This window comes from Arcticibacterium sp. SM2516 (assembly GCF_057914865.1).
Genome location: NZ_CP195290.1, coordinates 5,469,728 through 5,495,601 on the forward strand (window position 1 = coordinate 5,469,728; position 25,874 = coordinate 5,495,601).

Sequence of the window (25,874 nt, forward strand, 5' to 3'; positions counted from 1 at the left end):
ATGAAAAGAAACCTTGGTATGGAAATCTCCTTATTTAGCCATGGTTGTTTCTACTTCGGATACGGTTTTAGGAATTTTATCTCCTAAAATTTGATGACCCGTTTCTGTGATAAGAACATCATCCTCAATACGCACGCCGCCGAAATCGTAATATTCTTCCAGCTTAGCATAGTTAATGTTGTCCGCAAACATTTTGTCGGCTTTCCATTTTTCTATCAGTTCTGGAATGAAATAAAGCCCTGGCTCCACAGTAACTACGAAGCCAGCTTCTAGCTTTTTCGCCAAACGTAAAGATTTTAATCCGAGCTGTTTGCTTCTTTCCAAGCCTTCTCCATAGCCTACTAAATCTTCACCTAAATCTTCCATATCGTGAACATCCATACCTATCATATGACCTAGACCGTGTGGCATAAAAAGGCCTCCAAGCCCTTGCTGACTAAGCTCTTCTGCATCTCCTTTGATGATGCCTAAGTCTTTTAGTCGGCCCAGCATAAGTGTGTTACTGGCAATGTGTACTTCTCTGTAGCTTACTCCAGGTTTCAAGGCATTAATGGAAGACTCTTCCATCTCTAATACGATATTGTATATTTCTTTTTGTTTAGCTGTAAATTTCCCAGATACAGGCATCGTTCTCGTTATATCGCCCGAATAGCACATTTGATTTTCAGCACCCGAATCATTTAAAAGCATTCGATCGCTGCTCATGGTATTGTCGTGACCATGATTGTGGAGGGTTTGGCCGTTGATGGAGAAAATTGCTGGGTAAGCCAGATAGCAGCTGTTTGCTTTAGCTACCTTATATATTTCGGCTACCACCTCAAATTCCTTTTTACCAGGAGCGGCGTTCTGCATAGCGGCAATGTGCATTTCTCTCGAAATATTCACAGCGTGAGTCATCTGGGTTATTTCTTCAGCAGATTTATAAGAACGTAGGTTTATGACCTGATTTATAAGTTCTTTTGATGCTCCAGTTTTTACTTCAGCGATAGAGGTTTTTAACCATTCAGACAGCTGAATAATGTTGTCGTGTCTGTAGATTGGTAAGAAATGGATTTTTCTACCGGTATTTATCGCTTTTTCAATGATTCCAGATACGGCGGAGCTAGGTCTTAACTCACTAATACCCACTTTTTCGGCCTTGGCATTAATGGTTTCTTGCTGTCCAATCCAGATAATGTCTTCAATGGTAAATTCATTGCCAAATAATATTTCTTCACCCGAATCGGTGTCAATAATGGCATTTAAGCCGGTTTGACTAATTCCGAAGAAGTATAAGAAGCTGCTATCTTGTCTGAATCTGAAATGATTGTCTGGGTAATTAATTGGAGATTCATTGTTCCCCATGAATAAGATCAATCCAGAACCCATAGAAGATTTTAGTTTTGCTCTTCTGTTTATATATGTTAGACTTGGGAATAGTTTCATATTTTTTAGCTTGATGATATGCAAATCTAGCATTCATAGCTGAATTAATCACGTGAAAGGTTAAATTCTGAGGTTTTTAGAGCGTTTTGAAATATTTTTAAAATTATTTGGGGTGGCTTATTGCATAAAAATAATAAGTGTGCTACTTTTGCACTCCGATTTGAGGCAAACAAGTTTGTTTTGAGTCCTGAGGGTCCCATAGCTCAGCTGGATAGAGCATCTGCCTTCTAAGCAGACGGTCGCACGTTCGAATCGTGCTGGGATCACTTAGTAAAGAAGGCGTTAGGAGGTTTAACTTTCTAACGTCTTTTTGTTTTCAAACAATTTTCAAACAAAGACTTGATGAATAAGTAGTACTTTAAGAGCAAAGGTTTATCAAAAATTGTAATGAAATTACACTGTTTAATAGGTGAAATAGTTGTTTGCTTTGTAAGGACGGAATTTGTTCTTTCTCAAATTTTATTTGATTTCGGATTTGGGACTGATGGAATTATTTTTTCAGAGGTTGGGACAGGTTATAAGTAGAAGTAAATTGAGATGTAATGTCCGTATATATCTTATAGAGAGTGTTTTACAGGGTTTGTTGATGGGTTTTGAGAGTTAATTGAAACTTATATTGAACTGAATGGTACTCTACCCATTGCTTATTCAAGATGTTCTTTCCAACTTACAGGGTCGCCATGTATACCTTTTGAGTAATTATTCTTTAGCCATACTACAAAGCTCTTAGCTATATCTGGAGGTATGGCAGAGCTCTTAAAGCTTCTTCCTTTGGAGCAAATTTCGACAAACCCAAATGTATCAAAGTGCTTGTTTAAATTCTGGCACAAGACTACGGGTTTTTCATATGCATGAAACATTCTTTCGTTGATAAGTATCCTCTTAATTACCTGGTTTTGAGCACTTTGTATAAATCGCCGTTAAATAACTTTAGTTGCCAAGTTCTTGGTAAAAGATTAATTTCGAATAGTCTTCGAATCTAAATTTGCTAAAACATTACAATTATGAAAAAATCCATTTTCAGAAGCACATTCTGTCTCTCTGCCCGTTTCGCTTTCTTAGTTTTCTGCTTTTTTTTATCATTTTCAAGTTATTCCCAATTTTGGGTACTTTCTGGTAATAAGGCAGATTCTTTATCGAAAAATTTAATAGAAAAATATTCCATTGATCTCGCAAAAATTGATTCTTACAAACACAATATAAACAAGGAAAGCGAATCTTACAAGAAACAAGATTCCTTGAAATTTGAACTAAAAAAGGACACGATCGATTTTGATTTCAAAAGTGTAAAGTTGGAAAAACTCAAAAACAAGAATATTTTTGCATATTTGTTTGAGTCTGAAGAAACTGAAGAAATTGATCTGGTACTTGATAACGTCGTACTTTCAGATGGTTCGGATTTATATTTTTTGTCTAAAGATTTTAATGAATTTGCAGGCCCTATTACCTAGGCTAATTTCAAAGAAGGTGTAAAACGTTTATTGCATTCATCGACATTTTCTTCTTCCGGTATTTTTATCATCCTTATTGAAAAAAATGACTCAGATAAAATAAAAAGTAACATTCATATCTCAGCCCTTAAATATAAAGAAGTGGACAAGGGAAAGGCGAAGCTAAAAGTTTCAAGCACTTCCCCCTCTTCAGATTGTTATTCAGAGTTAAATCCTCAAGCTTTTGCCGTTGGAAAATTCTATACTGATGACAGACTTAATTGTTCATTCAGCGTGATCAATAATGAAGATAACGATCGAAGACCTCTTCTTTTGTCAGCTCGTCATTGTATTACAGGGATCTATGGCATTGATCCAACACCCTTGACACAAAATGATATTGCAGCAATTGAGAATGCTAACTTTCAAATTGCAATTAGATACAATTGTGGTTCAACTACAAATGAAACTCTAAGATGGACGGGTACGGGGGCGACGTACCTGGCTTCACAATGGCCAAGCGATCATTTATTGGTCGAATTAGATGATATTCTGCCTTTTAGTATCAATTATTTGGGTTGGAATCGGCTCGACGCTTCGACTAATACTCCAATTTATAGCCTTAGTCATCCAGGGGGTGTTTACCAAGGCCGGCAACACTACAGCAGTGGAAATATTACAGGGCAAGGAGCCGATAAATATAACGTATATTGGAACATAGGTGAAACTCCTAAAGGTGCTTCGGGAGGTCCACTATTTAAAACCGGAGAACATAAAATTCTTGGTGGCTTATCCTATGGAACAAACCCTGATAAATTTTTTAAACTTTCTAATGCATGGTCAACCGGAAGTGGGCCTTTAAAACCATTTTTATCTAATAGTCAAAATTTGACTTCGCTCGAAACTTTAATGCCGACGCAAATTAATGGGCCTGATATACTTTGTACTAATTCTACTTCGATATATACAATGCCAAATTTACTTGCTGGAGAAACGGTAACCGGAGCGTTATTGGGGGGCTCCAAATTTTAAGCAACACCGGACAAAGTGTTACGGTTAAAGCCAACGGCTCGAATACTTCTGGAACACTAATTGCTACATATACTGTTACAAGAGACGCTGAAAATAACACCACACATTCTGTCTCAAATAGCATTAACATTTGGCAAGGAGGTCCAGTTATTTCTGTTACAAATCAAACAACAAATCATACAAGTAGCGGTTATTCAATAAACTTAAATACTACGGGAACGAATTCTTTTCATTTTAATAATACTTCTTATGTGAATTCTATTTCATGGAGTTTTCCGATCGGTTGGAGTTATAGTGGTACAAGTGGCTCGGATGTCAATGTTTACTCATGGTCTGGAAGTAATTCTTTCAGTGTTACTGCAACTAACTCGTGTGGTTCTAACTCTACTTTCTTTTACCCCTCTGGAGGAAGCTATAGAGTTGCTAAATCAAGTACAATATATCCTAACACAGCAAGGGGATCTGTTAATTTAGCACTTATTGAAGGAATTAATTGGGATGAAGTCAGAAAGGTACAGATAGTTTCAGCTTCCAAGGGCAGAGTACATTATTCCTCAAGTATTGTAAGTTCTTATTTAATTAAAGAGAATAATAAGTTTAACATTGCGTTGGAAAAGATCCCGGCTGGAAAGTACATAGTTGAGGTAATCTATTCTGATCATCGGGATTCACATCATTTAATAATTGAGTAATGAAAGAGTTAATTGTGTCGGTGTTAATAAGTATAATGCTGATTAGCTGTGACAAAGCTGAAAAACCACCTAAACATGACCTGACTGTTTTCGGATATTACTTAAAAGAAGCACAGGACAAATATTATCTAATTCAATGTTCTAGCATTCAGGGTGGGCTAGGTAAGGAAATATTCAGTGAGGGAGATTCTATTTCAATAGACGGTCAAATCTATCATGATATTTTATATGCAAAGATTGACCAGGCAAATTTAAAGGAGGACTTTAATTATATTAATTACAATTTTAATAGATCTGTAGTGCTCTGGGTTAATGGAAGTTTTGAAAGAAAACAAGTGCCAGGTGAAGGTTTACGGGAATATTTAGTCCTAGATAATATAGTGGGAATTGAATAAGCAAGATGGTAAGTAAACTCGAGGGTGAAGTGCCTTTCTTTGGAAGTCTAAGGTCTTTTTGTAAACGGTAATAACGAGAGTCTAAATTAAACTCTGTAGAGGGGCTCAGCCAGCGGGGGCAGTCAGTCAAGACTTAAGTCATTCGCTACCCAAAATTATTAGCTAATTGTTGAATGGTCAAACTTCGGTTAATGGCGATGTCCACTTTTGTTCAAATCTCTTAGTAGCTAAATAGACTAATTATTTTAGAGCCATATTCTTACGAACTAGCTGAGAAATGGCTAGAGTAAAAAGGCTAGTAATGTAGTTGTTGTATATAACAACAAAAGGCTGCCTCAAAATAGAGAGACAGCCTCTTGTTGCTCAGATTATATTCTGAATACTCTTTCAAAATAGGTAGTCCTTTTCACCTATTTAAATTACAATCTTATTCTATAACCACTCTTGTACTTCCTGTTTTACTATTTGTAACAGCTTGAATAAAATAAGTCCCAGGATTAATGTTTTTAATATTTAAATCCTCTACAGTCAGTCCGGCTTGTCCGATAAAGGCATGCTCAAAGTGCTTTCTTCCAAGGAGATCTAATAGGTTAAGCGTAACCAGCTCTTCTTGTTCTAAGTTAATATGTACCTTAAACCTTCCTGAATTTGGATTCGGACTTACGGTAATAAAAGGTAATTCCTCCTCCTCTGTTTCTCTAGCCTCTTCCAAATTGCCCATTCTTACACCAGAAGGGCAACTCGCACTTGCTAAAGAAAACAAACGATAAGTCTGAAACCCTTGTGTATTATCTCCACACATTTGAAGATTGTTCAAAGAACCAGCTCCTTCATGATCCCAAGTAGTACCGTTTGAAGCATAGAACCTAAAATCATTTCCGTTCATGTCAAACTGCCATAGTTGGTTGGCTTGACCACTTGAGGTTGTTCGTTTAATTCTTGCTCCACAATACATGTCTGTAGCGTAAAGAAACTTGCCGCTTCCTTCACCAGAAGTCACCTTCCAATTTACATTGTCCGAACTGGTAAATTTCCAGATTTTAGTACTACCTGAATTTCCAGATTGAAATTCATTAAAATCACCTCCAATGGCCGTTAAGTACTTATTGTTAATGGTCGATTTAATTGTGTAACATGCTCCATTCGTTATTGGGCCAGAACTGTTGTTGTTATACGTAGAATAGTAATGTGTGCCATTTGATTGATATAAATAGTAGCCGGGTGGCGTATTAAACGTTGGCGTATTAGCGTTATTGGGCCCTTCAAGTCCATCATATTGGGAATAAATCATGCCCCAACAAGGGTTATTAAACTCACCAGCGTACGAAGTTTGAAAATCATAAGTCCTCTTTAGCATTTCTGAACCTCGTACAACAAACTCGTCGTATTGTGAACCATTCACATTTACCTTTTGGGTTAACCAATACTGATTATTGAAATATCGAGCGAAGAAAGAATCTCCAGTTACATTCCAAACTCCCATAGGAAGATTATTTGATAAAGGAGCACAATTGGTTGAATTGGTAACGGTAACGGTTACAGTTCTATTGGCACTTGGTTGAGAACCGCTTACACACTTGACAGTATAGTTTGTAGTTGTGCTAGGGTATACAGTCACAGGAGAACCTGTCTGGTTAGTGCTCCATGTTACAGTCCCTTGGCTACATGTGGCTGATAAACCGGAGGCTGAATTGGCCGTTACAGAAGTGGGATTTGCAAAATAATTAGTGGGTTCGGGAACATTGTTTGAGCCCCCTCCTCCAGAACCACTCAAATAGACGTTAGCCCAATCAGCCCAATCACCCCATTGGCCATCTCCTGTCTGATTAGAAATTAATTCTAAAGTACCGCCACCAGATACATTAACTGAAAAATCTTCTGCAGCAGAATTTATACTGTGTATTCCACTAGACCAAATTATAGAACCATTCAGTTTAATTTGAAAGCTACAGTTCATAGGCCCGCAAGCACAATCGTCAGAACCATCATCTCTTCCAACTTTACCGTTAAAAAAACTATAGCCAGAAGGAATATTATAGACAACACTACCTTGGGCAGAAGTTCCTATGCCTTGCGTATATTGAATTCCGTTAATATACATATCATTGCCAGCGATATTTGTTCCATTAAAGTTAGTTGTTAGATAGCTTTGGGAATAGGATACGGGTGTTAGGGATGTTAAGGCTAGATCATTGTTTCCACCACCCGACGAAGAACTACCAGTTTGATGGATGCGAACTATTTTAGTCATTGTATTACTTGCACCGGTTCCTACGATGGTGACCTCTGCGGTTCTTAATGAGTTTGTAGAATTTTCAGCAAGTTGAAACTTTAGTTCATAAGTTCCGGATGAACCATTTGGATTTTGAACAATAGAAGCCCAGCTTTGACCACTAGTTACCGAAGCCGACCAAGGCATATTCTGAGAAAAGAGTTCTGCATTTTTGACTTGGGCTTGAGGTGTACTGTTGATACTGTACTTTTCGCCTCTGATTGACACGAACGGATTTCTATCCTCGTCATTGGCTAATATATATGGAAAAGTTATAAAGTAATATTTCTTTACTGTTGGTTTTACATAGGCAGTATAATAGGTTTTTAAAGAAGTGCGGGTACATCAATAGAGTTTCCGCTTCCCACTGCCGACGAAATACCCTCTTCATTTTTAACCCATTTTATTTCATCTATGGGAAAGTCATTTTCGCGAGTTAAACGTATGTAACCATTATTTAAATTAGAGAAAGCTATCCGGCCAATTGCTTGCATTGGTATTTTAGGACTTGTTCCAGCTATAATTGACGAACTGAGTCTGTTTTTCCATAATTCAGCGGCAGTGTTTAGGCTTTCGTCATGGAAATGTACCCTTTGGACTGGTGCTCTCTGAGCAGAGGTAATAATATCAGAAAAAATACCATCCTTTTTAGAAGAGGTATTGAATGAAGCGGAATTTTGAGCCCCGATAATATTGGAATTTACCTTATCACTTCCTCCAGAGTTTTGACCATACAAAGAAGCCCTTGAAATGAACCAGTTAATTGGACTATATGTACTTGCATTTGGGTCATAATCGTTCTGAATGTCATTTACTAAATTTTGTAGTTTGGTTTGGTATTCTGTACTTGATGTTAGAAGTTTTGCGTCTCTTTCGCCTTGATGCCATAGAATCCCTCTAAATCCAGTAATATTTGCTTGATTTATCAGTATATCCAATAATCTTTGATAAAGACCTAAACTACCATTCTTTTGCCAATCGTTAATCGATCTGTCAGCGTCTGCAACGTTATAGAACTGTACTGGTACACCATGGGTTTCTACATACTTTTTGGCCAGTGGAGCCCAACACCAAGAGGCAACGCCATATGGAAATATTGGTCTATCAAATATATGGTAATTGTTACTGGTTACTAACGTATTTGAAGCGAATAATGGTTTGTTTAAAGTTAATTTTTCATACCCTTTAATAAAAGGTAGACTTGTACGTTCTAAAACTTCAAATTTATCATTTGGGTCATTGCCATAATTTCTAGTATGATTTAGCTCCGCTTGACCAATAACTCGAGCTCCATCAGGAATATTTGAATCTGTATAGCTAGAATAAAAATTAATTAAACCCGCATCAAATTCCTCTTGAAATCCCTGTGCATTGGATTGCCCAGCTATAACGAATACATCTCCAACTCCAAACTTAAATCCCTTTTGACTATACCCAACAGGATTACTAACACCTGATTTTGGCGTAATACCAACTAGTATATCATACCAACCCTTTGGAAGGGTAACATTTTTATTAAAAACTGAAACATCTGTTCCTGGTACAGCAGAAAGGGTAAAGGGCAATAGAATTGAATTGACTCCACTCTTTAAACCGCCCGATTGCAGCTCTAACTCCGAAATAATCAGAAAGTAATTGTAGAGGGTCGCATTATCATAGCCATAACCAATGCTACCCGCAAAGCTTATATTTGCTTCGTCAGAAGAGTTTCTCTGAATTACGCTTCCATTGATGGGATAAGTAATATTAATAGATTGACCAAAAACCTCGTTGAGCGAGCAAAGGTATAATGTGATCAAAAAAATGTATTTGACTGTTTTTTTCATAGTCGTTGTTGCGGTTTACTTAATTTGTAAATAAGCTTTAGTGGAAATTAAATCAATATTTGTTTTGTAATGTCTATTAAGGGTTCTAATAATCTCATTGGAGATTATAGCATTACCAAAAGCTGACGGGTAAGCTCCATCCGAAGAAAAGAAATTTCCATTGTTGAGACTGGGGTCCACTTTTACGCCATCATGTGAGACAAAAGAACCTTCTAGGATTTTGTTGTAAAGCCCATAAATATCTACTAAAGGATATCCTGCTTTTTCTGCGTATTCCTTCATTCTGTCATTTAATTCTCCAATAAGTCGCTGAATGTCTTTTTTTTCAGAAATGTTTACTTGTGAAGAGCTCTTAAGGGCTATGTGTATTTTGGGGCTAGCTAAAGAATCGTTTCCCGTAGTAGGATGTATTAAATATTCTTCTCTCTTAAATTGTTCAGGAGTTAAAGAGAAAGAAGGATCTATGGACTTTAATACTGAACAGTAAAAAGTAAAGTCCTTGATTTGATGTAAAACTTGAAATTTTGTTACATCTGGAGTATTAAGAACACATCCCTTTAGTCCTTTTTCGGAATAGTTTGTTAAAATACTTAAAACCGAAGGGGTGCTAGGAGAGTGTATGCCAGGTCCAACCTGAACGTTGCCTGACCCAAGAGCAAAATCTAAAAATTCGGACATATACTCTAAAGTGAAAAAGTCTCCATTTAGTGCCCTATATTTATTAGCCAACGGGGTTAAACCAAAAATCCCATTCTCGCCTTTTCCAAAACCCCAGTTATCAAATCTATTTGTCTCAAAAGTTTCTTTAACACTAGATGCAGCTCTTGGAAAATCAAGACCAAAGGCACCGGATCTTAGAACTCCTAAATTATTGAAGCTCTCAAAGGCTCTATTCAGGGGTTTACTATCAATGGTTTTTTCCGAGGCAATAAACCCTAAATTATTGCTACTTCTAGCAAATTTAAGAACTGGTCCACCGGTCCAGTTTGAACTTACTCTTTCATTCCTACCATAACCATTATAATCGGAGGGAGAAAAAAGAGGTTGATCGAAATTTTTAATCTTGAAGTGGTTGGCAAGAATTGCTGGAAAACTAGTTAGAATACCTTCGTTAAAATAACCACCATCTCTTACTCCTGCCGTTAAAGAGCTTCCTATTGCCACATATTTAAACTCGTTTTGTTCGCCATCTGTGTATTTTGAATTCCTTAACTCAGTTAGATCAGATTCCGGTAAATTAGACTCCGGTAATTTTATTTCTCTGGCTAAGATAACTTTTGTTTCATAGGATATACTATTGCTGTAGATTCCTATATTGTCTTTGGCATTTTCTAATAGCTGAGGAGAGAAAATATTTGTCCGAATGGTGTCCCTGCCTATAATGGAGAATGATAAATCAGGAATTTCGGGTAATAAATCAGTGGTATTACAACTTAACATGGAAGCGGTAATAAAAGCAGTTGCGAGAAATGTCATTATGTATTTGTTATTCATTGTGAACGATAAGATTTATACGTATAAATTTAGCTTATTATACTCAGTAAAAGGTAATTAGCCTGTGTAGCTTGCTTGAAGAATAAAGACCAAATAAGTAATTTTGTCGATTAATATTTACTGTACAGGTTATAAGTACTTTGAGGCTTGTTTGGCTGAAAAGGCCTTGATTGTGCTATGTTTAATATTTTAAAGAGCTGATAATAAATCTGTTTCTATTTCATAACATCATCTTCAAATCTGAAATATTACTTTTTGAGCATATGTCCGTATTTTAAGTATTTACTATTGGGGAAATGCTTGCCAACCTAGGGTGGTATTCTATTGGCAACTTATTGTATTAGCTTAACTAATAATAAATTTTATTTTTTTATACTTATGTCTAAGAATCAAGTTTAAAGACGTTTAGAGGGATAGTTTTCAATGGAAAAGCACCTGACAGAATAAAGAATGTTTTAATATTTATATTAAATATAATACTACTTTTACGCAGAATAATGCAATAAAAGTATGGCAACCTATCGAATAGAAAATAACGAGACGGAAGATTCAGTGCTTTGGATTCAGCTTAGAGAGGGAGATGAAGAGGCCTTTTCATTGTTGTTTAAAAAGTATTATCCTACTTTGGTAAGTTATGGTAAAACGTTATTAGATACGCCATACCTCGTTAATGATTGTGTTCAAGATGTATTTGTGGATTTATGGACTTATAGGAGTTCTATAAATGAATTTGCTAGTGCAAAGATTTATTTGATTTCAAGTGTTCGAAGAAGGATAGCCAACTTATATAAAAAGGAAAAACATTTACGTGATCAGAAAGATATTGATAGCGTAAAATCTTTATTTGATTTTTCTATAGAGGACCAAATAATTGTAGATGATGAAATGTATAACAAGGTAGAAAAACTTAATGTTCTCATAAATTCCCTCCCTCCACGTCAGAAGGAAGCACTTTGCCTTCGGTATCATCATGGTTTGAGTATAGAGGAGGTTTCAAAAATTTTGGACATGAACTACCAGTCTGCCAAAAACCTAATTCATAGAGCCATTTTACTTCTTCGAAAAGAATGGTCTGAATCGCTTCCTTTACTTATACCTCTCTGCTTCTACTTAAATTAAAAGTATTTCAAAAAAAAGTACCATTAAGTGAGTACCAAATTTTGAAACTCATCTCTCTGTTATTGAAAACAAGATCATGAGGATGAAGAATAGTTATAATACTATAGAGGATTTACTGGAAGACGAATCATTTAAGAGGTGGGTGAGGTTTCGGGAGAATAATGACTATTGGGAACAGTGGACTCTTGAGAGTGCTGGGCGTGCAAAGTTGGTAGAAGAAGCTAGAGTTTGGGTCTTAGCAATGAAATTTTCGGAGAAATCAATGTCCGAGTCGGTATTAAATGAAGAATTGGCGAAAACTCTTGAAAAAATACGGAGCAAAAAGACGATTCAAGTTTCAAAAAAATGGCTTCATAGAACATGGTTTAAAGCAGCCGCTGCAGTATTTCTGTTTGGCACTATCTTCTTGGGGTATCATCATATTCAAAACCTTTTAGAGCAAGTTGGGAATCATTTAGTAGAACAAAATTCGGATGGCCTCATAGAACAAATAAATAATTCTGATAAACCTCAATTAATTACGCTCGCCGATGCCAGCTCTGTATTGCTACAGCCTAAAAGTAAACTTAGCTATCCTAAAAAGTTTAGTCATATAGATCGCAAGGTATACTTATCAGGGGATGCTTTTTTCGAAATCAGTCACGATCCGGAAAAACCTTTTTACGTATACTCTAATGAGGTAGTTACCCAAGTTTACGGTACTAGTTTCAGGGTTAAAGCCCGTATAGAGCAATCTAATGTTGAAGTGTCTGTTCGCACAGGTATAGTGAAAGTCAGTTCGGTTCATGCCATAGAAAATGACGTAAAAGAAGATTTAACCTTACTACCAAATCAGGCTGCACGTTTTTTTAAAAAGAAGCTTGAATTTGAGAAAATAGAAGATATTACTTTGGATAAATCCATTTTGGAAGCTAAAAGTAGTATAGAGCATTTGAGTTTTGATTTCAAGGATATTCCTGTACAACAAATTTTCAAGACCATAGAACAAGCATATGATGTGGAGGTGAACTTTTCTCCTGAACTTTTACGCTCATGCTACCTCACCACTTCTTTAAGCGATGTACCATTGCCTGAAAAGCTTAAAATTATTTGCGAAAGTATAGGTGGAAACTCTCGTTTTGAGATGAATGGCGACCAAATTAATATTATTTCTGAAGGATGTAATTAAACCAATTAATGCCTATGTAAAAAAAAAACAAAAAAAGCGTCGAAATGAAATTACATTTTCGACGCCAAGTTTTCCGAATTAACCTCTGCAAAGGTTTCGGGAAATGTAAGAAAATACCTAATAACGAAGTATAACCTTAACACTCAAAAGTATGGAAAAATGTTTATTTAATAACGGCTTACTGTATAAGATCTTGAAGATTTCCCTAATACAAATAGTGCTTTTACTCTCAATGGTGAGCCTTTCTTTCGCCACCCCTGTTAATGGGCAAGAGTTATTGGACACGAAAGTGACCCTGTCACTTTCTAATGTCAGCCTCGAGAATGCCTTGACTTATATTGAAAACGAAACAAATGTGAAGTTTTCTTATAGATCTAGAATGGAGGAAATGAAAGAGAAAGTTAATATTAAAGCGGAAAATGAACCTCTTATTAATGTTCTCTCACATATTCTTAAGCCACTAAATCTCAATTTTTCGGAAGTAAGCAAGCGTATAGTTTTACGCAAGGGTCTGGAAAGAAAGTTTGTGGAAATAGAGAGGCCAGAAATTATAATACCTAAATACCTAACTATTAAAACTGCTGATATCACTGTTAAAGGAACGGTTTCTGACGAAAGTGGAGAACTCATACCTGGTGTAAGTATCATAGTCAAGGGAACAACACGTGGTACCACTTCTGATGTTAATGGCTCCTATTCCATCCAAGTTCCAGACAATACAGCTTCATTGATTTTTAGTTTTGTAGGTTATGAAGCTCAGGAGATAGTGGTAGGTAATAAGACTATTATTGATATTTCACTTAAATCAGATCTCAAAGCACTTGAAGAAATAGTGGTTGTTGGGTATGGTACCCAGAAGAAAAGTGATTTGACGGGTTCGGTTGTATCGCTTGGTGAAAAGAATTTCAATAAAGGTGCGATAGTTTCAGCCGATCAACTATTGGTGGGTCGTGCCCCTGGTGTTCAAGTTACACAATCTAACGGTGAACCTGGTGGAGGCTTTTCTGTTCGGGTTAGAGGAAGTAGTTCCATTACTGCGGGTAATGACCCACTATATGTAATTGATGGATTTCCCATAGATAACTCTCCGCTTTTAAGCTCTTCCCCAGGAGGGAAAATAGCACAAAATAACTCACCTAGAAACCCTTTAAATTCATTAAATCCAGCTGATATCGAGTCGATTGAAATACTAAAAGATGCATCAGCTACAGCTATATATGGTTCAAGAGGTGCAAACGGTGTTATTTTGATCACCACAAAAAAAGGCTCTAAGGGTGGTGGACTTGAAGTGGACTATAATCTATATACATCCACCCAAACTGTGGCAAACAAATTGGACGTGATGAATAGTGAAGAATACATCCAAGCGATTAATGAAATTAGTGTGGCACAGGGTCAAAACCCTGTTTATTCCGAGCAGCAAATAGCCGAAATTAGATCATCCGGAGTAGATACGGATTGGCAAAATGAAATCTTTCGTCGAGCTCCAATCAACAGCCACGCATTGACTGTAAAAGGGACTCAAAACAATACGCAATACTATGCCTCCCTTAACTACTTTGACCAAAAAGGGATTATTCAAAATTCAGGAATTAATAAATATATTTTCCGTCTAAATCTGAACCAGACCATCGGAAAGAAGCTCAAATTTGGAATTAACACAAATGGAAGTTTAGTAAAGGATGAATTTGTTTCATATGGTCAAGGAACTGTAACTAACGCAGGTGTTATTAATTCTGCAATTGACTTTGAACCTACAAAACCGATTTACGATAGTAATGGGAATTATACGGAATCAAGTACTTTACCAAATCTTGATAATGCCGTTGCCATCTCTAATTTAATTGACAACAATGCTGTAACAAACAGGATTTTACTCAACACTTTTGCTGAATATGAGATAATAGATGGTTTAACAGGAAAAGTATACTTCGGAGCTGATAGACAAAATCAAAGAAGAGACACCTACATTCCAAGTACTTTGCGAAGAACTCTTGGAATATCAAACGCTTCGATTGCTACGCTTGAAAGAAATAGTTCATTGTTTGAAGGTACCTTGTTCTATAATAAAAAACTTCATGAAAGCCATACAATAGGTGTGCTTGTGGGCTATACATTTCAAAGTTTTGACAATAGAACTTTTAGTGGAGATATTTCTAATTTCTCCTCTGACTTAACAACCACTAATAATTTAGGCCTTGGGGATCCAGCTACGGCAGTGCTCAGAAGTAATTTATCAGACAACACCTTGTTGTCATATCTAAGTCGCATCAACTATAATTTTAAAGATAAATTATTGTTGACTGCATCCTATAGAGTCGATGGCTCTTCACGTTTTGGTGCAAATAATAAGTTTGGTTTCTTTCCTTCGGTGGCATTGGGGTATCGTCTTGAAAATGAAGACTTTATTTCGGATCTTGGTTTTTTTGATCAACTAAAAGTAAGGGCTAGTTGGGGACAGACTGGAAATCAAGAGATTGACAATTTTGCATCATTAGGTACTTTTACAGGTGGGGTTGCGGTAATAGATAATAAACTCACAGCTACAGCCTCTCCTGCTCGTCTTCCGAATCCTGACTTGAAATGGGAAACTACGGAACAAACCAACTTCGGTATCGACTTTGGTATAGTCAACAATAGAATAAGAGGCTCTGTTGATTATTTTGCCAAGAACACGAAAGACCTACTTTTAAACCTTCCGCTTCCTGTGTCAACAGGTTTTCAAACGGTATTATCCAATGTCGGTTCCGTCCGAAATAAAGGACTTGAATTTATGCTGGAAACTGAAAATCTCACGGGAAAACTAAAATGGAAATCTGGATTTAATTTCACTAAAATCAAAAATGAGGTTTTAAGCTTAGGAGGAGATATTGAAGAAATTATTGCAGGAGAAGTAGCCTTTACGTCACAATTTGCCTTGGTAAGACCAGGTGAAGCTTTGTATTCTTATTATGGACATAAAGTTATTGGAATTTTTCAGGATGAAGAACAAATTAAAACTACTCCCACGCCAGCTGCGGGAGCAAAGCCAGGGAATCCTATTTATGCCGACATTAATAAGGATGGTATTATTGATAATAATGACCGCACGGTACTAGGCTCACCGTTTCCGAAGTTCACTTATGGTTTAAGTAATAACTTTAGTTATGGTGATTTTCAATTGGATGTCTTCCTACAAGGTCAGCAAGGTTCCAGTGTTTTAAATAATAATTTGATGCTTTCACTTTATCCTGCAAATACGCCTATCAATCGACTTGCAGAACCTATTTTGAATCGCTGGACACCTACAAACCCCTCTAACACTTGGCCGTCGTCTGTAAACCCTTCTACTTATGGGGTGCCAGAAGGTAACAGTTTAATAATTCTGGATAATTCTTTCTTGCGTATTAGAAGTGTGCAATTAAGTTATAATCTCCCGACAGTAAAACTAAAATGGATAAGAGCCGCATCCATTAATCTGAGTGCACAAAACCTGTACACTTTCACCAAATATCTTGGTTTTGATCCTGAAGTGAGCTCTTTAGGTCGAAGTGGAATTGTAGTTGACTACAATGCTTACCCAATGGCCAGAACTTACAGCTTGGGATTAAATGTAGGTTTCTAAAAGAATGGTGTTACGTATTCTCTAAATAACAAAAACATGAAAGATAATTTTGCAAAAATATTGATGCTAAGCATCGGTTCTATGTTCATCAGTAGCTGTCATGATCAATTGGTAGAAGTACCTGCAAGTCAGCTTAACCCTGAAACTCTTTTGGTAACGGAAAAGGGAATGGACGCCCTTTTATTTTCGGCCTACGGTGGTCTTCAGTTTGCTAATCAGGAAATGGTTACCAAAATATATATGTCTGAATGGCCCTCCGATATTACATGGCAGCAAGGTGGTTCGCTTAATCGGAATGCCGTAAAATATATGGATTGGGTGTGGACACCTAGTGATTTCTTACAGGGTGAGCCACCTTGGAACAAGATGTATCAGGCCATTAGAGATGCCAATCTAATCTTGGATGAAGTTCAAAACGTTAACAGCACAGAAACCTATAAAAAACTGGTTACGGCAGAAGCCCGTTTTATTCGTGCTATGGCGTATGATTATCTTTATGGCTGGTACGGAAATGTGCCATTATTTACTAAAAGTCTCACACCCGAGAACTTAAAGAATGGGCAAGGTGAAGAAGCCGCTTTACTTAAATTCATTTCAGATGAGTTGGAGGCGGTAGTTCCTGAATTGCCAAATCCTGGACAAGAAAAGTCTTATGGAAGAGCTAACAAGGGTGCTGCTCTTGGAATACTAACTAAATTTTATTTAAACACTAAAAATTGGCAGAAGTCTGTCACTGCTGCAGAGCAATTGATGAATTTGAAATATTATCAATTGGAGCCGGATATTACTTCACTTTTTAGTGTCGATAGGGAAAGAAATAAGGAGTTCATATTTGTGGATCCCTGTGTCAATGTGAATAGGAATAATATCATTCCAGTAACCATGTTACCAGATCGGTATGCTTATACACCAGGAGGAAATTTTGGTGCAAATACACAAACGTATGATTCATTCATTAACTCTTTTGAAAGTAAGGATGACCGTCGTAAAATGTTTATTACTGAACATAGGGATACTAATGGACAATTTGTCGTATTACTTGGCACTAAGGAAAAACCAATAAATAAATCAGTTTCGGCTAAGTTTATACAGGATCCTCTTGCTACCCAAGGAGGCCATGGCAATGACTTTCCTATAGTTCGCTATGCAGATATATTAATCTCCTTGGCAGAGGCATTAAATGAAATGAATGGCCCGAATGCAAGGTCAATTGATCTCATCAATCAAGTGAGGAATAGAGCTAATGCAACTCCGATTACACTTGCCTCTTTCGCCACAAAAGATGCACTCCGAGATTATATAAATACCAAAGAAAGGGCTTGGGAGTTTTTCACAGAAGCCAAAAGAAGAGAGGATTTGATACGTAACGGTACTTGGGTTTCTCAAGCAAAAGCACGTGGAAAAGTCAATGCCAAAGAAAGCATGATACGCTACCCGATTCCCCAAGTTGAAATTGACGCTAACCCAAAAATTCAGCAAGTTGCTGGTTACTAAAAAAATACAAACTATGATAACAATACAGAATAGATATAACTCATGGAGTCGCTTTAATTTTAAGTTTTTTCAAACTATCATTTTGTTAAGTATTCTGGCATGGAATAATGAAATCTATGGCCAAGAAAGACCAAATGTCATTATTATGATGTCTGATGATCAAGGATATGGTGATATTGGTTCTCACGGAAATCGAGATTTACAAACACCAAATATTGAGTCCATTGGGCAGAAAGGAGTGGAAATGACACATTTCTTTACTTATCCCAGTTGTTCGCCTACAAGAGCAGGATTGTTGACAGGTCGTTATCCATTTCGTACGGGGGTCATTGGCGTTACTCAAGTGGAACATTTGATGAATACTTCGGAACAAACAATTGCAGAAATATTAGGTGGTAATGGTTATCGTACCGGTATTTTTGGGAAATGGCATTTGGGAGATAATTATCCAATGCGTCCTACAGATCAAGGCTTCCAAGAAGCCTTGGTTCATAAGGGCGGAGGGATAGGACAAGCGGCTGGACCAGAAGGGAATAGCTATTTTGATCCTATTCTGGAGCATAATAATGTCTCGAAAAAAATGAAGGGCTATTGTGACGATATTTTTACAGACGCCGCTTTAGATTTTATAGGTCAATCCAAAGGCAAGCCTTTTTTGGCTTATTTGGCTACTAATTTACCTCATTTCCCTCTAGAGGTGCCTGATTGGCGTGCACAACCTTATCGAGATAAAGGTCTTCATGAAGATAATGCTTTAACCTATGGTATGATAGATAACATAGATTCAAATGTAGGTCGTGTATTAGCTAAACTCAAAGAATTAGGGATTGAAAAAAACACCATTGTTATATTCATGTCGGATAATGGTCCTAGAGATAGACGAACCAAAAATGACGTTTATCCTGGCCGATGGGTGGCTAACCTTCGTGGCACAAAAACAAGTGTTTATGAAAGTGGTATAAGGGTGCCTTTTTTCGTGAGTTGGCCTGGTAAAATACAGACCGATTCAAAAGTGAATTCAATGGGAAGGGTAATAGATATTTTGCCAACTATTTTAGAGGCATGTCAAATTCCAATTCCAAAAGATTTAGACTTGGATGGGCAGTCCTTATTACCTCTTTGGCAAGGAAAAGCATATAATAATGAGGAAGATGCATTTTTTGTTCAATTACATGGCGGACCAGTTTCTTTCAAATACATGCATTTTGCAGTCCGTACTCAAAAGTATAAGTTAGTAGCACCTCAAGATGACCCTCACAATATTTTGTATCAACCAAAAGATGCAGAATTGAAGAATGTTCTGGCGAGATTAGAACTTTATGATGTAGAGAACGATCCAAGTGAGCGAATCAATTTGGCAAAAAAATATCCAGAAATAGTAGAAGATTTACTGAGAAAATATGAGGATTTCTTTGACAAAGTAACAGAAGAGAGAGAGGGAAAAGGAATACAAAGAATTCATATTGGCACTAAAAGCCAGCCTAATGTAAACTTATCGAAGTTTGATTGGGGAGGATTAAGGGCACTTTCAGGTAGTCAAATAGGCACTTTAGGTTACTGGAGAGTTCATTCTGAAGCTAAAAACTATCGTGTGGTTATGCATTTTCCTGAATTAAGGGAGGACGGAACAGCTCATTTTAAATACAATGAAGTGAATGTTGAAATGCCTGTACGGAAAGGGCAAAATAAGGCCGTTTTTGACAGTATAAGCTTACCTGAAGGAGTGGGTAATCTTCATGCTTTTCTTAAAATAGTTCGCTTACCTATGGGGCCAAGCTTTGTAGATGTTGAATTAGTAAAGAAATAGTATAATGAATAGGTTTGTAAATGGAATGTTGCTAGTCACTTGTCTGGCAACATTTTCTTTTTTTCCAAAACAAAAAAGGAAAACTGCACCCAATATATTGTTCATTTTTACCGATGACCAATCTCACAGAACTGTCTCTTGTTATGAAGACGCTGAGGCCTTTGCTAGTACTCCTAATATTGACAGGCTGGCAGCAAATGGTATTCGCTTTACAGATTCATATGTAGGCCCTTGGTGTGCTCCCGCAAGAGCCATGATGATGACAGGCAAGATGCTACATAATATCAACGGGATTGATTTTTCAAAATACCCAGATATTCAGCACAATCCTGATGAATTCCGTATGTGGCCTAGCGTTTTTAGAGAGAATGGTTATACCACAGCATTAATAGGGAAATGGCATTTAGGGGCCGAATATGGACATGGCACAGTCTGGGATCATTCTATAGTTTGGAATCATTCAGAGCCTAAGAAAGCTGGGGATTATTACAGCGACCAGAAATTAAGATTTGATGGGGGCGATTATCAGGCTGTTGGAGGGTATTCAACAGATAACTATACGAAATATGCGAAGGATTTTATTGAAAAATCGCACGATAAACCTTGGGTATTATGGCTTTGTTATGATGGCATTCATGCTCCTCATACTCCTGCCAACAGACACTTAGGAGCTTATGATGAAGCAGAACCAGTTGAAATTCCTAAAGATGTTTTTCCACCAAGACCTACCAAACCCACCTACATGCAAAATTATGCCATGCTTTCACCTGATGCAGAAGGTGTTCCCATTTCTCATCGTCTTGGACTGCCTTTGCCTAAGCTTGTGCAGAAATACCAAAGTGCCGCATTATCTATAGACGAAGGAGTAGGAGAAATTATGGAGACCTTAAGAAGAACAGGTGCCTTAGAAAATACAGTGGTTGTTTTCACTTCGGATCAAGGCTTGGCCATGGGGCATCATGGAATGACCATTAAAGTAGCACCGTACGATGACAATATTAGGACACCATTGATCATTAAACTTCCTCAAGAAACCGAAGGGAAAGTTTGTCGTATTCCTGTTCAAGGCCTTGACTTAATTCCTACTTTTTTTGAGCTAGCGAATATAAAATTGCCCTGGCAAATGAATGGGAAAAGCCTCATCCCTTTAATTAAAAACCCAGAAAATGATTGGAACCGCCCCGTTGTCTTAGAAAACTTTAGTATGAAGTTTGGAGCAGAAACAGCCACCGGGATTACAGACACCCTTCCTAATCAAGGGATAGACTGGTGGATTTCATTACGAGACGGCAAGTTCAAATATATACGAACTTTGAGGGAGAATGAAATAGAGGAGTTGTATGACCTAAATCGAGATCCAAAGGAGCTTATAAATCTAGCTTTACGCTCGGAATATAGTGATGAACTAAAAGTATTCAGAAAGAAACTTGAAGCTCAATTAAAATCTACTGGAGCCGAGCTGGTTAACAACTGGCCTGCTCCAAAAGGAGAATAGACTCAGTTTTTTGCGAAAGATTAACCCCGAAATAGAAACAGTTAAATGAGGTCTTTTTTGTTTTACTTTTTCTAAAATCCGACCAGGGGCTACCTACTACTGAACATAAACATTCTAAAAGCCTTTATGTTGAATTATACTTCAGATTGTATTTAAAGCTTCAAGCTAGGTAAGAGGGGCTGTTTCAAAAGAGAGAGACAGCCTCCTTTTACTTATGGGTCTTCCTTTTTCTAGGCTCTGAGGTTTTTGAGTTAATACTTAAAGACTAGACTTATTTTTAATGCATAGAATTAAAGCTTCAAACGAGCTTCATAAAATACCGTATTCTTGAAGCTATCCAAGTGCAATTTAGTGATGGTCTCGGTTTTGTACTCCGTCATATTAGCTATAACCGAAGTGGATTATCCAAGTAGTGATAGGCCTGTAGCAAAGCTATGTATTGCAACAAGGGATGATAAGGAAGTTGTGATTTTAGATCTTTTACCCAAAAGTTGAAGGCTGTTGTTCACTTTTCTATCTACTTATCCATCCCATTGCGAATAGTGCTGGTTTTTAGATAAAATGGGAAATACGTAATCATTCACAGCTCATACTTAACTAAGAAAAACGGAATAGCAAGGTTTATGTTCCAAATCTTGTCTTACCAACCCTACATTTGACCTTTCTTGGCAATTGGAGGTATAATCTAATCATCTTCATTTTAGTTTTTTAGGTTAAATAGCTTTTATTAAGTCTTTTTATCTGGCTAAGTTGGTTAGTTAAGATTTTAACAGTTTCTTTTTATTACTCAAAAAGCTATATTTGTTATCTAGGCTTAATTGCCTTTATTCAACCAGATTTATGAACGTAAAGATAAAATTTGCCTTACTGGCCTTTGGCCTGTGCATAAGTATAGCCGTTTTTGAGTCCTGTAACTCTTCCGAAGCTGCAGAGACTACGATTCCTGATAGAGTCGATTTTAATTTCCATATAAGACCTATTCTTTCAGATAGATGCTTTAAGTGCCATGGCCCGGATGCCAATACCCGTGAGGCCGACTTGCGTTTAGATACGCCCGAAGGTGCTTTCGCTGCTCTGAAAGATTCGCCAGACGCACATGCCTTGGTGCCAGGAAAACCCGAGCTTTCGGCTGTTTATCAGCGTATAATAGCTGAGGATAGCACGGAAATGATGCCCCCAGTGGAATCAAATTTGAAATTAAGTGAATTTGAAATTAAGCTGATTAAAAAATGGATAGAGCAAGGGGCGGAGTACAAGCCTCACTGGGCGTTTATTGTTCCTGAAAAATCTGAATTGCCTAAGGCAGATAAAGATTGGGTTCATAATGAACTGGATTATTTTGTCTATGCCAAAATGAAAGAAAAAGGCCTTTCTCCCAGTAAGGAGGCGTCAAAAGAACAATTATTGAAACGTGTATATCTGGATTTGATAGGTTTGCCACCAAGCATTGAGGCACAAGAAAACTTCTTGGCAGATGATTCCGAAGGTGCTTTCGAAAAAGTAGTGGATGAGCTATTGAAAAGTAAACATTATGGAGAACGAATGGCTCTTCCTTGGCTGGATGTAGCCAGGTATGCCGATTCCCATGGATACCAAGATGATGGTCTGAGAACGATGTGGCCATGGAGAGACTGGGTGATTCATGCGTTCAATGAAAACTATTCTTACGATAAATTTTTGCAGTGGCAGCTAGCTGGAGATTTGATTGACAAGCCTTCCAAAGAATCTATTTTGGCTACAGGCTTTAACAGAAATCATAAGATTACCCAAGAAGGAGGGGTGATTGATGAGGAATATAGAATAGAATATGTGACAGACAGGGTGAATACTTTCGGCAAAAGCTTCTTGGCTTTGACTTTTGAATGTGCTCACTGCCACGACCATAAATATGACCCTATTTCACAGAAGGAATATTACAGTTCTTTCGCTTTTTTTAACCAGGTTCCAGAGAAAGGATTGGTTGGGGATATTACATTGGCATCATTGGCAGATCCGCCCAAAATGGAAATTACCAATAAAGAGGTGAAAGATATTTTTAAGTTTATCAATAAAAAAGATACGGTTAAGTTAGAAGTGATGGTCATGGAAGACCAGCCTAAATTACGCCCAACTTATCTTTTAGAAAGAGGGAGTTATGACGCTCATGGAGAAGAGGTTCCTTTTGGCTTGCCTAAAAGTATCTTGGATTTCGATACCACTAAATTTACGCCAAACAGATTTGGTTTGTCGAAATGGCTGATAGACAAAGAGAATCCATTGACGGCGAGGGTTTATGTCAATAGAATTTGGCAACAGCTTTTTGGTATGGGAATAGTTAGAACCACGGGAGATTTTGGGATGCAAGGAGACTTGCCTTCTCATCCAGAATTGTTAGATTGGTTGGCGGTAGATTTCCAAGAGAATGGTTGGGACATTAAAAGGTTGGTGAAACAAATAGTGATGTCGGCCACTTATCAGCAGTCTTCTAAAGTGGAGAAAAAACATCTTCAAACTGACCCTACCAATATTTATTTATCCAGAAGCAGTAGAGGGCGAGTTTCGGCGGAGTTAGTGAAAGATTTGGTTTTAGCAAGTTCTGGATTACTGAATGAAGAAATAGGCGGACCAAGTGTTAAGGCTTATCAACCAGATGGTATATGGGAAGGGGCTACTTCTGGAAGAGGTGTGTTGGCCAAATATGTACAAGATCATGGAGACGATTTGTATAGAAGAGGAATGTATGTTTTCATCAAAAGGACAGTCCCGCCACCGTCTATGTTGATTTTTGACTCAAGTAATAGGGACCAGTGTGAGGTTCAAAGAATTACGACCAATACGCCTTTGCAGGCATTGGCAATGCTGAACAATCCTACGGTTTTAGAAGCATCTAGAGTGTTATCCGAAAAACTGGTGGATGATAATGCAAAGGATCAATTGGCTATAGCTTTCAGAATGATTCTTTGTAGGAATGGGGAGAAAAAAGAACTAGAACTTTTGGAAGACTATTTTGAGGAAGAGTTAGCCTTCTTTAAGGAAAATCCTGCCAAGGCTAAAGAGACGTTGAAGGTGGGAGAGTATAAGAATAATATTGGGGTAAAAACGGTCGAAAAGGCGGCCTTAATGACTTGTATTCAGCTGATGTATAACATGGAGGAGGCCATCACTAAAATATAGATTATGGATAAAGATTTTATAAATAACAGGATGAACGTTAATCGGAGGCATTTCTTAGGAAAGGCCGCCGCGGGAATTGGAGGGATAGCTCTTGGTTCTTTATTGATGCCAGATTTATTTAAAGGTGGTAAAGGTCTCACAGAGGGTTTACCTGTCGGAATCCCGCATTTTGCCCCTAAAGCTAAAAGAATTATTTACCTTTTTCAAAATGGTGCTCCTAGTCAGTTAGAGAGTTTTGATTATAAGCCAAAACTCAACTTAATGGCTGGTCAGGATTTACCAGAATCTATCCGAAACGGGCAAAGATTAACGGGTATGAGTTCTGGTCAAAGTAAGTTTCCTTTAGTGGGTTCTTACTATGATTTCAAACAATACGGAAAATCAGGAGCTTGGATAAGTGATTTGTTTCCAAACATTGCCAAAATCGCCGATGATATTTGTATTGTTCGTTCCTTGAACACGGAGGCTATAAATCATGATCCCGCTCTTACCTTTATGCAGACGGGTTCTCAGATCGGGAACAGGCCAAGTATGGGTGCTTGGATGAGTTATGGACTTGGAAGTGAAAATCAAAACTTACCTGCTTTTACGGTACTTCTATCTAGAGGAAGAGGAAATGGTCAAGGGGTTTATTCTAAACTTTGGTCTAATGGCTTTTTGGATTCTACGCATCAAGGGGTACTTTTTAGCAGCGGCGAAGATCCAATTTTATATTTGAACGACCCAGACGCCATGAGCAGGACATCTCGTAGAAAAATGTTAGACAAATTGGCAGAGCTAAACCACATGGGTTTTGATAAAAATGGAGACCCTGAAGTGCAAGCCAAAGTGCAGCAATATGAAATGGCTTATCGTATGCAAACAGCCGTTCCTGAATTGACGGACCTTTCTAAAGAATCTGATGCCACTATTAAAATGTATGGTCCAGAGTGTTTAGTGCCAGGAACCTATGCAGCTAATGCACTTTTGGCAAGAAAGCTTTCAGAATCAGGAGTACGTTTTGTTCAGCTATATCATCAAGGCTGGGACCAGCACGGAAACTTGCCCAATGAAATGGCCTTACAAGCAGAAGAGGTAGATAGAGCATCGGCTGCACTGGTAACGGACCTGAAACAGCGAGGAATGTTAGATGAAACTTTGGTGATTTGGGGAGGAGAGTTCGGAAGAACCAACTATTGTCAAGGAGGATTTACAGAAGATAATTATGGTAGAGACCATCACCCAAGAGCCTATAGTATATGGATGGCAGGTGGAGGTATTAAGCCGGGAATGGTTTACGGCGAAACAGACGAGTTGGGATACAACATTATAAAAGACCCAGTTCATGTTAATGATTTTCATGCCACAGTGTTAAATCAAATGGGTTTAGACCACGAACAATTAACGTATAAACATCTAGGCAGAAGATACCGACTGACAGATGTAGCAGGTAAGGTTATTAATGATATTATATCGTAAAACAAACGAG

Annotated in this window: 16 protein-coding genes and 1 tRNA gene; 13 read left to right on the forward strand and 4 right to left on the reverse strand. The window is 37.5% G+C overall.

The annotated features are described in order from the left end of the window. Positions 1–30: 30 nt before the first annotated feature. Positions 31–1,425 (reverse strand): aminopeptidase P family protein, encoded by a 1,395-nt coding sequence (locus ACSBFT_RS22340; RefSeq protein ID WP_489602497.1) that lies wholly within the window; start codon positions 1,423–1,425, stop codon positions 31–33. Between the two features lie 192 nt (positions 1,426–1,617). On the opposite strand from ACSBFT_RS22340, the gene ACSBFT_RS22345 reads away from it, so the two are divergent. The 5 genes from ACSBFT_RS22345 to ACSBFT_RS22365 all read left to right on the forward strand — a co-directional run bounded on the left by ACSBFT_RS22345 (position 1,618) and on the right by ACSBFT_RS22365 (position 4,974). Continuing rightward, positions 1,618–1,691 (forward strand) — tRNA-Arg (locus tag ACSBFT_RS22345). 738 nt (positions 1,692–2,429) lie between these two features. After that, positions 2,430–2,876, forward strand: coding sequence for a hypothetical protein (locus tag ACSBFT_RS22350; protein ID WP_489602498.1), 447 nt, complete (start codon positions 2,430–2,432; stop codon positions 2,874–2,876). 30 nt (positions 2,877–2,906) lie between these two features. Beyond that, positions 2,907–3,887, forward strand: coding sequence for a trypsin-like serine peptidase (locus ACSBFT_RS22355; RefSeq protein WP_489602499.1), 981 nt, complete (start codon positions 2,907–2,909; stop codon positions 3,885–3,887). Positions 3,888–4,138: 251 nt separating this feature from the next. Next, on the forward strand, positions 4,139–4,579 hold the full coding sequence (locus ACSBFT_RS22360) for a T9SS type A sorting domain-containing protein (RefSeq protein WP_489602500.1): 441 nt from the start codon (positions 4,139–4,141) through the stop codon (positions 4,577–4,579). Beyond that, positions 4,579–4,974, forward strand: a complete 396-nt coding sequence (locus tag ACSBFT_RS22365) for a hypothetical protein (protein ID WP_489602501.1) — start codon at positions 4,579–4,581, stop codon at positions 4,972–4,974. The genes ACSBFT_RS22360 and ACSBFT_RS22365 overlap by 1 nt, the downstream gene beginning before the upstream one ends. 427 nt (positions 4,975–5,401) lie before the next feature. Here the strand turns inward: ACSBFT_RS22365 and ACSBFT_RS22370 are convergent, their stop codons facing one another. The 3 genes from ACSBFT_RS22370 to ACSBFT_RS22380 form a co-directional block, all read right to left on the reverse strand. Continuing rightward, complete coding sequence (locus ACSBFT_RS22370) at positions 5,402–7,474, reverse strand: NPCBM/NEW2 domain-containing protein (RefSeq protein ID WP_489602502.1); 2,073 nt, start codon at positions 7,472–7,474, stop codon at positions 5,402–5,404. Positions 7,475–7,572: 98 nt separating this feature from the next. Beyond that, positions 7,573–9,072, reverse strand: coding sequence for a sialate O-acetylesterase (locus tag ACSBFT_RS22375; RefSeq protein WP_489602503.1), 1,500 nt, complete (start codon positions 9,070–9,072; stop codon positions 7,573–7,575). Between the two features lie 15 nt (positions 9,073–9,087). Beyond that, the gene (locus ACSBFT_RS22380) at positions 9,088–10,548 is read right to left on the reverse strand and encodes an SGNH/GDSL hydrolase family protein (RefSeq protein ID WP_489602504.1); all 1,461 of its coding nucleotides are present in this window, start codon (positions 10,546–10,548) and stop codon (positions 9,088–9,090) included. Between the two features lie 528 nt (positions 10,549–11,076). Between ACSBFT_RS22380 and ACSBFT_RS22385 the strand changes: the two genes are divergently transcribed. From ACSBFT_RS22385 to ACSBFT_RS22420, 8 genes are all read left to right on the forward strand, one after another. After that, positions 11,077–11,685, forward strand: a complete 609-nt coding sequence (locus ACSBFT_RS22385; protein ID WP_463048718.1) for an RNA polymerase sigma factor — start codon at positions 11,077–11,079, stop codon at positions 11,683–11,685. A gap of 82 nt (positions 11,686–11,767) precedes the next feature. Then, positions 11,768–12,853, forward strand: coding sequence for a FecR family protein (locus ACSBFT_RS22390; RefSeq protein ID WP_489602505.1), 1,086 nt, complete (start codon positions 11,768–11,770; stop codon positions 12,851–12,853). Between the two features lie 193 nt (positions 12,854–13,046). Continuing rightward, entirely contained in the window at positions 13,047–16,457 is a 3,411-nt protein-coding gene (locus ACSBFT_RS22395; RefSeq protein ID WP_489602506.1) for a SusC/RagA family TonB-linked outer membrane protein, read from the forward strand. Between the two features lie 36 nt (positions 16,458–16,493). Then, positions 16,494–17,951: a RagB/SusD family nutrient uptake outer membrane protein gene (locus ACSBFT_RS22400; RefSeq protein ID WP_489602507.1), complete on the forward strand. Its 1,458-nt coding sequence runs from the start codon at positions 16,494–16,496 to the stop codon at positions 17,949–17,951. A gap of 13 nt (positions 17,952–17,964) precedes the next feature. Further along, on the forward strand, positions 17,965–19,758 hold the full coding sequence (locus tag ACSBFT_RS22405; protein ID WP_489602508.1) for an arylsulfatase: 1,794 nt from the start codon (positions 17,965–17,967) through the stop codon (positions 19,756–19,758). Between the two features lie 4 nt (positions 19,759–19,762). Then, positions 19,763–21,253, forward strand: a complete 1,491-nt coding sequence (locus ACSBFT_RS22410; protein ID WP_489602509.1) for a sulfatase family protein — start codon at positions 19,763–19,765, stop codon at positions 21,251–21,253. Between the two features lie 840 nt (positions 21,254–22,093). After that, the gene (locus ACSBFT_RS22415; RefSeq protein WP_489602510.1) at positions 22,094–24,406 is read left to right on the forward strand and encodes a PSD1 and planctomycete cytochrome C domain-containing protein; all 2,313 of its coding nucleotides are present in this window, start codon (positions 22,094–22,096) and stop codon (positions 24,404–24,406) included. A 3-nt stretch (positions 24,407–24,409) separates the two neighbouring features. Beyond that, positions 24,410–25,864 carry a DUF1501 domain-containing protein gene (locus tag ACSBFT_RS22420; protein ID WP_489602511.1) on the forward strand — a complete coding sequence of 485 codons (1,455 nt, stop codon included), beginning with the start codon at positions 24,410–24,412 and terminating at the stop codon, positions 25,862–25,864. Positions 25,865–25,874 lie beyond the last annotated feature (10 nt).